Source organism: Caulobacter segnis (assembly GCF_023935105.1).
GTDB lineage: Bacteria > Pseudomonadota > Alphaproteobacteria > Caulobacterales > Caulobacteraceae > Caulobacter > Caulobacter segnis_B.
The window spans coordinates 4,820,747-4,833,978 of the sequence record NZ_CP096040.1; the positions used below are offsets into that span (position 1 = coordinate 4,820,747).

The following is a 13,232-nucleotide window of genomic DNA, read 5'->3' on the forward strand; positions in this document are numbered from 1 at the left end:
CCCTAATCTCACGCGCACCTAAAGGACGCAGACCATGGACTTCACGATCAAACTAGGGCGCGATTTGGCCCATGGCCTGATCATGGCCCTTCTGCCGACAGCGCCGCTGGTCGGCGTCAGCAGAAGGGCCCCGGCCCACGACCACGCCGCAGCGGTCGCGGCCTCTATGGGATCGGGCGACAAGGCCGAAAAGCTTCGGACATTAATCGCCGACTTCCGCGAGTACGCCTGATGGCCGGCGCCGCTGATCAGCAGTTCGTCACCCTGGGCCTCGGCGCCGAGGTCTTCGCGGTTTCGGTCGCCCATGTCCGCGAGATCCTCGACTACCAGGCGCCGTTCGCGATCCCGGAAGGGCCTAGCTACCTGATGGGCCTGACCGACGTGCGCGGCCGGGGCACGCCGACCATCGACCTGCGCCTGAAGTTGGGCCTGCCAGCCATTCCGCCGACCGGCGCGACCCGCATCCTGGTGCTGGACGTGCCGCTGGAGGATCGCGTGTTGTCTCTGGGCCTGATCGCCGACCGCGTGATCGAGGTCGTGGCCTTCTCGGAAGATCAGGTCGAGGCCGCGCCGGACATCGGCGTGCCGTGGCGGTCGGAATACATCAGAGGCGTGGTGCGTCGTGACTCGGCCGCTGGGAAGGGGGGCTTCGTGGTCATCTTCGACCTCGCCCGCCTGCTGACCAGCCAGGACGCCGCCGCCCTCAGCCAAGCGGCCTAGAACAGGCCGTCGAAGAGACAACGGCGCGACAGACGCCGCGAACGGAGAAGCCCGTGTCGAGACATGCCGCCGTCGCCCTGCAGGCGCCCGAAGCCGAACAACTCAGCGCCCGCAATTTCCAGCGCCTGGCGACGTTCATCCAGGATTACAGCGGCATCAAGATGCCGGCCAACAAGCGCACCATGCTGGAAGGCCGTCTGCGCCGCCGCATGCGGGCCACGCGGATCCCCGACGTCAACGCGTACTGCCACTTCCTGTTCGAGGAAGACGGCCTGGCCGCCGAGACCATCCACCTGATCGACGCGGTCACCACCAACAAGACCGAGTTCTTCCGCGAGCCGGCCCATTTCGACTTTCTGGTCGCCAAGGGGCTGCCGGCCCTGGCGGCCAAGGGCAAGCGCGAGATCAAGATCTGGAGCTCGGCCTGTTCGACGGGCGCCGAGCCCTACACGATCGCCATGATCATGGACGAGTTCTGCGAGAAGCAGCGCGGTCTCGACTATTCGATCCTGTGCACCGACATCTGCACCGAGGTGCTGGACCAGGCGATCGCCGGCCGCTTCTCGGAACAGATGATCGAGCCGGTCTCGATGGCCCGCCGCCAGCGCTATCTGATGCGGGCCCGCGACGCCTCGCGCGCCGAGATCCGGATCAAGCCGGAACTGCGCGGCAAGCTGTCGTTCGCCCGCCTGAACCTGATGGATGACGCCTATCCGATCGAGACCGATCTCGACGTCGTCTTCTGCCGCAACATCCTGATCTATTTCGACAAGGTGACCCAGGCCAAGGTGCTCAAGCGCCTATGCAACCATCTGGCGCCTGGCGGGTATCTGTTCCTGGGACACTCGGAGTCGATCGTCGGCATCGACCTGCCGGTCGCGCAGATCGCCAACACCGTGTTCCAGAAGCGGTAGGGAACGCCATGATCGCGGGCAGGAAGATCCGTGTTCTGATCATCGACGACTCCGCCACCGTGCGGCAGACCCTGGCCTCGATCCTGTCGGAGGACCCGCAGATCGAGGTGCTGGGCGTCGCCTCCGACCCGTTCGTGGCCGCCAAGCGCATCGCGGAGGAGATACCCGACGTCATCACCCTGGACGTCGAGATGCCGCGCATGGACGGCATCACCTTCCTGCGCAAGCTGATGGCGCAGAAGCCGATCCCCGTGGTGATGTGCTCGTCCCTGACCGAGGCGGGGTCCGAGACCCTGCTGCAGGCGCTGGAGGCCGGCGCGGTCGACATCATCCTCAAGCCCAAGATGGGCGTCGCCGACCACCTGCTGGAATCGAAGATCCGTATCTGCGATGCGGTGAAGGCCGCGGCCGGTGCCCGGATTCCCGGCTCCAAGCGTCCGGTCCCGCAGTTCGTCCGTCCCGACCATGCGCCGGAGAAGAAACTCACCGCCGACGCCATGCTGCCGCCCCCGGGCGCGGCCAAGGCGATGGCCCGCACGACAGAATCGATCATCTGCATCGGCGCCTCGACGGGCGGGACCGAGGCCCTGCGCGTGCTGCTGGAAGCCCTGCCGCCGGACTCACCCGGCGTCGTCATCGTCCAGCACATGCCCGAGAAGTTCACCGCCTCGTTCGCCAAGCGGCTGGACAGCCTGTGCGCGGTGGAGGTGAAGGAAGCCGAGGACGGCGATACCGTGCGCCGTGGCCGGGTGCTGATCGCGCCGGGCAACAAGCACACCCTGCTGGAGCGCAGCGGCGCCCGCTATTACGTCTCGGTCAAGGACGGGCCGCTGGTTTCGCGCCACCGGCCCTCCGTGGATGTCCTTTTCCGCTCGGCGACCCGTTCGGCGGGTTCGAACGCGGTGGGCGTGATCATGACCGGCATGGGCGACGACGGCGCGCGGGGCATGGCCGAGATGAAGCAGGCGGGCGCCTTCACCCTGGCCCAGGACGAGGCCACTTCGGTGGTGTTCGGCATGCCCAAGGAAGCCATCGCGCGCGGATGTGTGGATCGCGTGGTCCCGCTGCAAACCCTGACAATGGAAGTGCTTAGCGCGGCGAACAGATAGGATCGGAGGGAAAGGACCGTGATCGATCTGGGCAGCGGATGAGTGCTCCGGTGTCTAATTGTCGCGCCCAGTCAGAACTTGCGTCTGACGAGATTGGAAATTTATTACGCGAAGTGCCTCTGGCGCCGTCGTGGCTTTGGTCCCGAACTTTCTTCGAAAAATGCCGACCTTGGACGGCGAGGTACCAAATGAGTGGGCGCGGTCGGTGAATGCCAAAGCCACTAGCCCGGCGTCAGCAAAGCCCACTCTAAACGTGGGGCGCTCAACAGCGAGCCTGGATGTATCGCTATAAAAACAACACCTTAGATAAGGTCTTTGGTGGAGCCGAGGGCTAGATAATTCCTGATTATGGGTCCGTTTCGACCGCGCGAGCGTCTGCATCTGGTTGCTCCGCTGTTCGACTGGATCCTCGAATTCCTGAAGCTCGTGCTGCTTCCGATCGCGATCCTCAGCCTCGGCCACCCTCTCCCATGCCGCGATGGGCGGTTGGACCACCCAATCCTATCGCCAGCGGTTGGCCACCTTCGCCAGAGGTTCGGGCGTCACCCAGCGCGTCACCCCGCACATGCTGCGCCACACCTGCGCGACGCCGCTGCTCGAGGACGGGGTGGATCTCCTCTTCCTGCAGCGTCTGCTGGATCACGAGAACATCGCCACGACCGCCATCGACGCCCACGTCGGCGACGCAAGCCTCAACCGCGCGCTCGAGCGCGCACGCCTGCTCGCGGCGTTGGCCGCGTGACCCTTCCGCGCCAGAAGCTGACTTTGGTTCGGCTCCGTGAAATCGACCTTGAGCGCCGCCACGCGTCCTTCCGTCAGTCTGAGGACCTGACCACCCTGGCGCGGTTCACGGTCGAGCCGGGACGTCCAAGGCTGCTGACCTAGGGGCCATCACGGTCCGCGACCTCGCGCGACACAGAAGGCGGCGCTTGCCCTGTTACACGCTAGAAATTGCATCCCGCGGCAGGCTCGTTAAGGTCGCCTCATGAGCGCCCCCGACTTAAATGCACCCGACCCGATCGACATTCACGTCGGCAGGCTGGTTCGCGCCCGACGGCTGGCCCTGGGTGTTTCGCAGCAGGATCTCGCCGAGGCGCTGGGCGTCAGTTTTCAGCAGGTCCAGAAGTACGAAAGCGGCACCAATCGCATCTCGGCCTCGAAACTCTACAAAGCCGCCCGAGCCCTGAACGCCTCGCCGAGCGCCTTCTTCGAGGGTCTGGAAACCGCTGGCGACGCCAGCGTCTTGACCCCGTTCGCCGACTTCATGGCCGCGCCGAGCTCCAACCGCCTGGCGGTGGTCTATCCTCAGCTGACGCCTGTCCAGCAACGTATCCTGACGGACCTGGCCGAAACCCTGGCTTCGTAACCACCTCGCCGGTGGCGATGCTCAAGCGCCAGAGCTTCTCTTTTGGCGCGGAAGCGACGCAGCGTCACCGACGCTCCGACAGCCGCGCCAAGTTGTCGACCAGCCCCAACACGCCAGCCTGAACCTCCGGCGAAAGCGACAAGTAGGCCACAACCAAACTGGTCGCGCCCTGATCAAGTCCGGCGTCCAGGCTCCGGGCCGAGGGCGCGCCGTCGTCCACCATCGGATCGAGCCCGGCGTAGAAATCCGCGATCCCGCACCCAAGCGCCCTGGCCAGGATAAAAAGCGTGGCTGCGCCAATGGCGTTCTGACCGTGTTCGTAGAAATGGATCTGCGAGGGCGTGACGCCGATGCTCTTGGCCAAGCGCGCTTGGCTCAGCCCGGCGCGATGGCGCAGGACCCGCAGACGACCGGCCAAATGAGCGCGCACGGCGTCCTGATCGGATCGCGCGCTCGGGCTGGCGCCGTCGTCGCCATCGACGTGCGCCTTATCCTTCACATCCAGCATGCGCTGCTCCGCCGCCCCTCGTTACGCCAGCGTCCCCGCGCGCGCCCTCTTCCATCGTCACAAGTTGGGCGGCCCATCCGGCCGACGCAACGCTCTCAAGGTTGCCCAGATCCCCTGCTACGAGAATCTCGCCACTTTTCCGCGAAAAGCGCCCTGCGATCAGGCGCCGGCTGCCGCGCCGAGACGGTTGGCTGGCCCTGGCGCGCGGCGTTCAGGCCCGCCCCTGGCGTCCGGCGCGCGGCCATGCGACGACAGGGCCGCGGCGTTCAAAGCCGCGAAGGCGACGCGACGAGGGCGGATCCTTGAGCAACGACAATCTTGATCCCGAGGCGCGGATCACCGCCCACGTGGCGCTCCGGCTTCGCATCCGCCGCCGCATGCAGGGCCTGACCCTCGATCAGCTGGCCGAAAAGGCTAGCGTCACACCTCAACAGATTCAGAAATACGAGCGCGGCCTCAACCGCGTCTCAGCCTCCAAGCTCCTTCAGCTGGCGCGAGCCCTCAACGCGCCAGTGAACTATTTCTATGATGGCCTACAGAACGGGGGCCAGATGTCCGCGGACGTCGAAGATGGGCTCGCTGACTTTCTACGCGCCGACGACGCGCCGGCCCTGGTCTCGGCCATCAACCGCATCCAGGTGCGATCGACCCGCCGACGGCTGCTGCAGCTGGTGCAGGCGATCGCCGACGAACAACCCTGACGCTTGAACGCTTCGCCATTCATATAAAAACACATACGAAAAATAGACAAATCTATTAGACTATTTTATATCGATCGTCGTGGCTTGGGCGGCGTCGATGGATATTGTTCAGATCTCGGACTTTCATTGCGTCGCCGACGGCGAGCGCGCCTATGGCCGCGTCGACACCCAGGCCATGCTTGGTCGCGCGGTCGCGGTTCTCAACGGCCTGACGCCGCGGCCGGACCTTGTCATCGCCACCGGAGACCTCGTCCAGGCCGGACGCGCCGACGAATACGCCGCCCTGCGATCCATCCTGGCGGCGCTGGAAATCCCGCTTCTGCCGTGCCTGGGCAATCACGACGCGCGCGGCCCGTTCAAGGCCGCTTTCGCTGACCTTGGCCTGTCGTTCGGGCCCGAACCCTTCGCGCAATACGCCGTCGACTTTCCGGCCTTGCGCATCGTAGTGCTCGACACGGTCACGGAAGGCTCGGACGCGGCGAGCTTTTGCGCCGCGCGGGCATCTTGGCTTGAGACCGCGCTCGCCCAAGACGACCGGCCGACGCTGATCGTCACCCACCATCCGCCGTTTTTGACCGGCGTGCCGTGGATGGACCCCGACACGCTGGATTGGACGGGCGGACTTGAACAGGCCCTGGCCGGGCGCGGAAGCCAGATCATCGGCGTGATCAGCGGCCACATCCATCGCGCGATCCACACCCGGTTCGCGCAGATTCCCGCTTCGAGCTGTCCTTCGACCGCGCATCAGGTGGCGTTCGATCTCACGGCCCGGCGCCCTGTCCTGTCGCTGGAGCCGCCCGGCTTTCAGCTGCATCGCTGGACAGGCGGCCAGCTCCTTACCCACACGGTCAGTTTCGATGGCCTGCAGACGACGTTCTCGCCGCCCGGCGCCGAGCCCCACCGATGATGGATCTTGGCGACGGCGCCGCGCGGCTGGCCAGGTCCAGGGCGGTGCTCTTTGACTGGGACGGGTGCCTTTCCAACGGCGGACGCCTGCTGCCCGGCGCGCGGGAACTGCTTCAGGCGCTCGGCGCGCGGGCCTTTATCCTGTCCAACAACTCCACCAGCCAGCCGCGCGACCTGGTGCGGTTGCTGGCCGACCAGCATGTTCGATTCGACATCGACCGCGTCTTCCTGGCGGGTCATCAGACACTTTGTCGCCAGGCGATCACGGCGATGGGACAGAGCATCCATCTGGTCGCCTCGCCGGCCATGACCGCCTTCGCCGCGGCGATGGGCATCGGCCTGAGCGGTGAGCCCAGGACGGTGGTCCTGCTGCGCGACACCAGCTTCACCTTCGACAAGCTCGAGGCCGCGGCCAACGCCCTGCGGCGCTGCGGCAAACTGGTGGTGGCCAATCCGGACCTCACCCATCCCGGCGTCGACGGGGCGGTGGTGCCCGAGACCGGGGCCTTGCAGGCGGCCATCGCCGCCTGCCTGGACGGCGCCCCGGTCGATATCGAGGTCATCGGCAAGCCGGGTCCCTTCCTCTTTGAAACCGCGCTCGCCCGCGCCGGGGTCGCGCCGCATGAGGCCGTCATGCTGGGCGACAACCCGACCACCGACGGCCTGGGCGCCCGCGCCGTGGGCGTGCCGTTCATCCAGATCGAGCCGGGCGGCGCGGTCGACATGGCCGGCTTGGCCGCGCGCCTTCTTGATCCCCCCATTCGATCTGGAACCGTATGATGACCCTCTCCCTCGCCGGCCTCGAGGCGGCGCTTAACCGGGTGCTCGGCCCGGCGGCCGACCTCGCCAACGCCGTGGTCTTCGCCGCCGCACCGATCGGCGGCTTCAAGCTGCCGGTGGTGGTCATCTGGCTGGTCGCCGTGTCTGTGGTGATGAGCCTCTACTTCGGCCTGATCAATATCCGGGGTCTGCCTCAGGCCGTCCGCTTGGCGCGCGGCGACTTCGCCAAGCCGGGCGATCGCGGCGAGGTCAGTCAGTTTGGCGCCTTGAGCGCGGCCTTGGCCGGCACGCTGGGCGTGGGCAGCGTGGCGGGTGTGGCCCTGGCCATCAGCATCGGCGGGGCTGGCGCGATGGTCTGGATGACCATCACGGGCTTTCTGGGCATGGCGCTGAAGTTCGCCGAATGCGCCCTAGCGGTGAAGTATCGCAAGATCGGCGCGGACGGCGTCGTCAACGGCGGCCCCATGCACTATCTGCCGATCGCCTTCGCCAAGATCGGCGCACGGCCAGTCGGCCAGGCGATCGCCGCGTTCTTCTGCGTGGCGACCATGCTGGCGGCGACCTCGGTGTTCCAGGTCAACCAGGCCTTCGTGCAGATCAAGGCGGTGACCGGCTTTGCCAGCCCGCTGCTCTTTGGCCTCGTCTTCGCTGTGCTCGTGGGCCTGGTCATCATAGGCGGCGTCAAGAGCATCGCGCGGCTGTGCACCCGGCTCGTCCCGGGCTTGGTGCTGGCCTATTTCGTCGCCGCGGCGATCATCCTGGTGGCGCGGGCGCCGGCCCTGCCCGGGGTGCTGGCCTCAGCTTTGCGCGGCGCGTTCGATCTCCACGCCGCGGCCGGCGGCGCGTTGGGGGCGCTCGTGGTCGGTGTTCAGCGGGCGGTCTATGCCGGCGAATCCGGCCTCGGCTCGGCGGCGATCGCCCATGCCGCGGCCAAGACCGACGAGCCGGTCTCCGAAGGCCTGGTGGCCCTGCTGGAGCCCTTCGTCACGGTTGTGGTGGTCTGCAATCTGACCGCCCTGGTCATTCTGGCCGCCGGCGCCCCGCTCACGGTCGGCGCGGTCGGCGGGGTGGAGATCGCCTCGGCCGCCTTCGAGCGCGTGCTGCCCTGGTTCGCGCCCGTGCTGGCGATCCTGGTGGCGCTCCTGGCCTACAAGACGGTGATCGGCTGGGCCTACTATGGCGAGCGGGCCTTTGGCTGGCTGTTTGGCGAAGGCCCACGCCGCCGGGCCGGCTTTCGCCTGGTTTTTCTCGGCGCCGTGACGCTCGCGCCGGTCCTTACCGCCGGTGAGGCGATCCGGTTTCTCGACGCCATGGTCTTCGCCATGGCGGCGCCCAACACCATCGCGCTTTGCCTCCTGGCCGGCGATCTGCGGCGTGACCTCGCCGACTACTATCGTCGCCTGTCAGGCCAGCAGGTCACCGCCGCGCTCACCCCGCTTTCGTCCCGACGAGACCCCGCGCCCGAGCATCCATGACCGATCTTGACGCTTTGATGAAAAGCTCGCATAGGATGTATATATAAAAATACCCGCACTTGCTGGGGCGGGTCGCTATGGGCGCGACCTCAAATCCAACTTCAGACAAATCCAAGCCATTTACAAACACTCGCGGAGACGCGCGCACGCCCCTGTCGACTTCTCGACAAGCAGCCAGAATGTATAAAATAATATATTCTAGGCAATATCTGACATTATATCATTTTACACGCCGATCGTGGCGGCGCTTCCTGCTCGACATCGGGCGCGACGGTCCGTCGCCCCGCCTTGTCCTGGCGGTTTTCAATGTCGCATCACGGCGTCCACGCGTCTCTTCGCGCCCCCGATTTTCGCGCCTGCGACCCCGGCGTCGCCTACTGGGTCACCGGCCTGCCCGGCGCGGGCAAGACCACCCTGGCCGCGGCGCTGGCCCAGCACCTGGAGGCGCGCGGTCGCCACGTCGTGCGGCTCGACGGCGATCGCATGCGCGCCCTCTTGGGCTCGGCGGAGCGATACGGCCGCGCCGACCGGATGGCCCTGGCCCAGACCTACGCCAACTTCTGCCTGGAGTTCTCGACCCAGGGCTTCGACGTCGTCTGCGCCACGGTCTCGATGTTCGAGACCGTGCGCGGCTGGAACCGCATCAACATCCCCCGCTATGTCGAGATCTATCTGCGCGTGCCGATCCCGGTGCTGGCCCAGCGCCACCCCAAGGGGCTCTACGCCCGGGCGCGCGCCGGCCACATCCGCAACGTGGTCGGCGTCGACCAGAGCTTCGAGGAACCGCAGGCGCCTGACCTCGTCATCACCGATGACGGTGACAAAACCCCTGGCGACGTCGCCCAGGCGCTGATCGCCTTTCTCGACGGGCGCAAGGAGGCGGCGTGATGCAGCAAGGCGATTTCACCCAACTGGCCCGGGCCTATGTCCATCGCCCCGCCTATTCGGCGCCGCTGATTGACGCCCTCGTCGCCCTGACGGGCGATGAGGTCGCCGATATCGGAGCCGGCACCGGCAAGCTAACCCAGATGCTGGCCGCGCGCGGGCGCCATGGCCATGCGGTCGAGCCCAACGCGGCCATGCGCGCCGAAGGCCAGGCGCTAAACCTCGAGCGCTTTGCCTGGCGCGCGGGCTCGGCCGAGGAGACGAGCCTGGCCGAGGCGAGCGTCGACTGGGTGACCATGGCCTCGGCCTTTCACTGGGCGGACGCCCCTCGGGCGCTGGCTGAGTTTCACCGCATCCTGAGGCCCTCGGGTCGCCTGACCCTGCTGTGGAACCCCCGCGATCTGGCGCGCGACACGCTGCAGGCCGACATCGAGCGCGACATCGCGACGATCGCGCCCGGCCTCAAGCGCCGCTCCTCCGGAGCGCCGGCCTATACCGAGGGCCTGGAGGACATACTGCTCGGCTCGGGCCTCTTCACCGATCTCGTCTTTCTCGAAGCGCCGCATGTCGAGCCGATGAGCGTCGAGCGGCACCTGGGGGCCTGGCGCTCGGTGAACGACATCCAGGCCCAGGCGGGACCACAAGCCTGGGCGAAGATTCTGGCGGCGATCGAACAGCGCCTGGAAGGCCTTGGCGAGATCGAGGTGCGCTACCGCACGCGCGCCTGGACGGTGCGGAAGGCCTGACACCATGAACGCGCCAGCCTTCTTCCGCGACAAGGCCTCTACTCTGGCCGAGCTCGAGGGACAGCTGCGGACCGCGCGAGTCCTGCCGCAGGTCACCCTGGCGCACGGCGACTGGCGGGCCGCCCCCGAGCACGCCCTGGCCGCGATCCTAGCCCGCTCCTGGGCGCGGACACGGCCAGGCGCAACAGGGCAAGAGCGCCCGGCGCTGATCGTGCGGTCGAGCGCGGCGGGCGAGGACGGCGCGACCTGGTCGCTGGCCGGACACTATGTCAGCGTTCCGGACGTGGTGGGTGAAGACGCCCTGGCCGTGGCGATCGACACGGTCTTCGCCTCCTACGCCGCGCCTATCGCCGACGATCAGAAGGTCCTCATCCAGCCCATGCTGCAGGACGTCGTGGCCAGCGGCGTGGCCACCAGCCGCGAGGTCGGGTCGGGGCGTCCCTACATCGTGGTCAACACCAGCCTCAGCCCCGACACCAGCGCCGTGACGGCCGGCCGCTCCAACGACACCGAGGTCTGCTACCACTTCCGTGGGGCGCTCACCGAACCGGCGGGGCGATGCGGCGCGATCGTGCGATTGCTGCGCGAGATCGAGGATCTCACCGGCCTGACGCGGATCGACATCGAGTTCGCCTTCGTCGCCGGCCAGCACGAGCCGGTGCTGCTGCAGGCGCGCCCTCTGGTCAACTCTCCGCCCACCGCTCTGCCGCGCGACCGCCACTGCCGAGACCTGAAGCTGGCCGAGGACAAGATCGGCGCCCTCTTGGGCGAGCGGTCGATGGCGCGCGGTCATCGCTCGGCGCTCGGCGTCATGCCCGACTGGAACCCAGCCGAGATGATCGGCGTGCGCCCCCGCCCCCTGGCCCTGTCGCTCTATCGCGATCTGGTCACCGACGACGTCTGGGCCCGTCAGCGCAACGCCTATGGCTACCGCGACCTACGCGGCACACCGCTGCTGATCGACCTTCTGGGCATCCCGTTCATCGACGTGCGCGCCTCGTTCGAGAGCTTCGTCCCCGCCGCGCTCGACGATGACGCGGCCGAACGGCTGGTCGACCACTACATGGCGCGGTTGCTGGCCGCGCCGAACCTGCACGACAAGATCGAGTTCGAGATCGTGCTGTCGTGCTACGCCTTCGACACCGACGCCAAGCTCGCCCAGCTGGCCCAGGCCGGGTTCGCGGCCGGCGAGATCGAACGCCTCGGCCGCGCGCTTCACACCTTGACCCGGCAGGTGATGGATCCACGGACCAGCCCGCGCCTGCTCGATCGCGGCAGTCTGGAGCGGCTGCAAGCGCGCCGCCGTCAGCTGGCGGCCGAACCCTCGCCGCTGGTCCGCGCCTACTGGCTGCTCGAGGATTGCCGACGGTTTGGCACCCGTCCGTTCGCGGGCCTGGCGCGGGTGGGGTTCATCGCCGTCCAACTGCTCAACTCGCTGGTCAGCGTCGGGGCGATCAGCGACGAGGATCGCCAGGCGTTCATGATGAGCGTGTCGACGGTCGCCAGCGAAATGCAGCGCGATCTGGCGCGGCTCTCCAGGAACGACTTCCTCGAGCGCTACGGGCACCTGCGCCCCGGCGCCTACGACATCCTCTCGCCCCGCTACGACGAGACCCCGGACTTCTACTTCGGCAAGGTTTGGACGCGCCGTCCCGATATTAATCCGCAATCGGACGATATCCCCCTGGAGGCCCGCAGCTTCGCCGCCGACACCTCGATCGACGAGCGCCACACCCGGGCCCGCGTCCGCCTGGAAGCCGCCGCCGCCCCTCTTTTGGCCGCGCATGGGTTCGAGCTTAGCGCGGGCGCCTTCTTCGACTTCCTGGCCGAAGGCGTGCGCGAGCGCGAGCACGCCAAGTTCCTGTTCACTCGCAACCTCTCCGATGCGTTGGTGGCCTTGGGCGAGTGGGGAGAGAGCGTCGGCCTCGACCGCGAGGCCCTGTCGTTCGCCGACATCGGCGCGATCCGGGTCGCACACGGCTCGGCCCGCGATCCGCTGACCTTGTTCTCCGAGACCATCCGTCAAGGGCGCGAGCGTCATCAGGTGACCCAGGCCACCTGCCTGCCGCCGCTGATCGTGGCCCCGCAGGACGTGTGGAATTTTCACCTGCCGATGGCCACCCCCAACTTCGTCACCGCCCGCGCCGCGCAAGGCCGCGTGGTGCGCGAGCTAGACGAAACGGACCTGACCGACGCCATCGTGTTGATCCCCAACGCCGATCCGGGATACGACTGGATCTTCAGCCGCCGGATCGCCGGGCTGATCACCGCCTATGGCGGGGCCAATTCGCACATGGCCATTCGCTCGGCCGAGCTTGATCTTCCCGCCGTCATCGGCGCGGGGGAGCATCTCTTCTCCGAATGGGCGCAGGCCGGCGGCTTGCGCATCGACTGCGCGGGCCGCCGCGTCGAAATCCTGCCGATGGGCGCGTCATGCTGAAGGTCGCCGTCAGCCAGCGCGTCGATGTCGTCACCCGACCTCACGGCCCGCCAGAGCGGCGCGACGCCCTCGACCAGACGTGGGTCCGCTTCCTGGCGGCTGCAGGCCTCTCACCGGTGCTGATGCCCAATCACGCGCCGACGGCTCTGACCCTATTCGACGACTTGCCGGTTCAGGGTCTCATTTTGACCGGCGGCAACGACCTCTTCGACCACGGCGGCGACGCGCCCGAACGCGACGTCACCGAAACCGCCCTGCTGGCCGCCGCCCGCAGCCTTGGCCTGCCGGTGATCGGCGTTTGCCGCGGCATGCAGGTGCTGCAGCGCGCGTTCGGCGTGGCCCTGGCGCCGGTCGAGGGGCACGTCGCCCCGCGTCAGACCATCACGGTCGGCGATCAGCCGCGCGTCGCCAACGCCTTCCACACCTGGGGCGCGCGCCAAACCGCGCCCGACCTCACCGTCTGGGCCCTGGCCCAGGATGGCGTGGTCAAGGCCGTGCGCCATGCCCGCGAGCCGCTGGTGGGGCTGATGTGGCATCCCGAGCGCCTCGATCCGTTCGACCCCGGGGACGTGGCGCTGTTTCGCCAGATGTTCTTCGGTCCGCGCGGGGCGCCGCGCGAGGCCGCGCCATGAACGCGCCATTCACGCCCCCCGCGCCGAGACCAGCCCCCTGCTGGGACCGC

General features: G+C 67.6%; 15 protein-coding genes. 14 read left to right on the forward strand and 1 reads right to left on the reverse strand.

Annotated elements, in window-relative coordinates:
• The first annotated feature begins 34 nt into the window (after positions 1-34).
• From MZV50_RS22445 to MZV50_RS22470, 6 genes are all read left to right on the forward strand, one after another.
• Positions 35-232, forward strand: a complete 198-nt coding sequence (locus MZV50_RS22445) for a hypothetical protein (RefSeq protein WP_252631550.1) — start codon at positions 35-37, stop codon at positions 230-232.
• On the forward strand, positions 232-720 hold the full coding sequence (locus MZV50_RS22450) for a chemotaxis protein CheW (RefSeq protein WP_252631551.1): 489 nt from the start codon (positions 232-234) through the stop codon (positions 718-720). Before MZV50_RS22445 ends, MZV50_RS22450 begins: the two co-directional genes overlap by 1 nt.
• Positions 721-773: 53 nt before the next feature.
• The gene (locus MZV50_RS22455; protein ID WP_252631552.1) at positions 774-1,634 is read left to right on the forward strand and encodes a CheR family methyltransferase; all 861 of its coding nucleotides are present in this window, start codon (positions 774-776) and stop codon (positions 1,632-1,634) included.
• An 8-nt stretch (positions 1,635-1,642) separates the two neighbouring features.
• Complete coding sequence (locus MZV50_RS22460) at positions 1,643-2,743, forward strand: protein-glutamate methylesterase/protein-glutamine glutaminase (protein WP_252631553.1); 1,101 nt, start codon at positions 1,643-1,645, stop codon at positions 2,741-2,743.
• Between the two features lie 478 nt (positions 2,744-3,221).
• Positions 3,222-3,485 carry a tyrosine-type recombinase/integrase gene (locus MZV50_RS22465; protein WP_252631554.1) on the forward strand — a complete coding sequence of 88 codons (264 nt, stop codon included), beginning with the start codon at positions 3,222-3,224 and terminating at the stop codon, positions 3,483-3,485.
• A gap of 243 nt (positions 3,486-3,728) precedes the next feature.
• Entirely contained in the window at positions 3,729-4,109 is a 381-nt protein-coding gene (locus MZV50_RS22470) for a helix-turn-helix domain-containing protein (protein ID WP_252631555.1), read from the forward strand.
• Between the two features lie 64 nt (positions 4,110-4,173).
• On the opposite strand, the gene MZV50_RS22475 is transcribed toward MZV50_RS22470, so the two are convergent.
• Positions 4,174-4,617 carry a helix-turn-helix domain-containing protein gene (locus MZV50_RS22475; protein ID WP_252631556.1) on the reverse strand — a complete coding sequence of 148 codons (444 nt, stop codon included), beginning with the start codon at positions 4,615-4,617 and terminating at the stop codon, positions 4,174-4,176.
• A gap of 302 nt (positions 4,618-4,919) precedes the next feature.
• Here MZV50_RS22475 and MZV50_RS22480 point away from each other — a divergent pair, with 302 nt between their 5' ends.
• The 8 genes from MZV50_RS22480 to MZV50_RS22515 all read left to right on the forward strand — a co-directional run bounded on the left by MZV50_RS22480 (position 4,920) and on the right by MZV50_RS22515 (position 13,182).
• Positions 4,920-5,318: a helix-turn-helix domain-containing protein gene (locus MZV50_RS22480; RefSeq protein WP_252631557.1), complete on the forward strand. Its 399-nt coding sequence runs from the start codon at positions 4,920-4,922 to the stop codon at positions 5,316-5,318.
• A 79-nt stretch (positions 5,319-5,397) separates the two neighbouring features.
• Positions 5,398-6,225, forward strand: a complete 828-nt coding sequence (locus MZV50_RS22485; RefSeq protein ID WP_252631558.1) for a phosphodiesterase — start codon at positions 5,398-5,400, stop codon at positions 6,223-6,225.
• Positions 6,222-7,004 carry an HAD-IIA family hydrolase gene (locus tag MZV50_RS22490; protein WP_252631559.1) on the forward strand — a complete coding sequence of 261 codons (783 nt, stop codon included), beginning with the start codon at positions 6,222-6,224 and terminating at the stop codon, positions 7,002-7,004. The genes MZV50_RS22485 and MZV50_RS22490 overlap by 4 nt, the downstream gene beginning before the upstream one ends.
• Positions 7,004-8,479 (forward strand): alanine/glycine:cation symporter family protein, encoded by a 1,476-nt coding sequence (locus MZV50_RS22495; protein WP_252631560.1) that lies wholly within the window; start codon positions 7,004-7,006, stop codon positions 8,477-8,479. The genes MZV50_RS22490 and MZV50_RS22495 overlap by 1 nt, the downstream gene beginning before the upstream one ends.
• Before the next feature lie 306 nt (positions 8,480-8,785).
• The gene (locus tag MZV50_RS22500; RefSeq protein ID WP_252631561.1) at positions 8,786-9,367 is read left to right on the forward strand and encodes an adenylyl-sulfate kinase; all 582 of its coding nucleotides are present in this window, start codon (positions 8,786-8,788) and stop codon (positions 9,365-9,367) included.
• Positions 9,367-10,110 (forward strand): class I SAM-dependent methyltransferase, encoded by a 744-nt coding sequence (locus MZV50_RS22505; protein WP_252631562.1) that lies wholly within the window; start codon positions 9,367-9,369, stop codon positions 10,108-10,110. The genes MZV50_RS22500 and MZV50_RS22505 overlap by 1 nt, the downstream gene beginning before the upstream one ends.
• Positions 10,111-10,114: 4 nt before the next feature.
• A complete protein-coding gene (locus MZV50_RS22510) occupies positions 10,115-12,550 on the forward strand; it encodes a PEP/pyruvate-binding domain-containing protein (RefSeq protein ID WP_252631563.1) in 2,436 nt (811 codons plus the stop codon).
• Entirely contained in the window at positions 12,544-13,182 is a 639-nt protein-coding gene (locus MZV50_RS22515) for a gamma-glutamyl-gamma-aminobutyrate hydrolase family protein (protein WP_252631564.1), read from the forward strand. The genes MZV50_RS22510 and MZV50_RS22515 overlap by 7 nt, the downstream gene beginning before the upstream one ends.
• Positions 13,183-13,232: the final 50 nt, after the last annotated feature.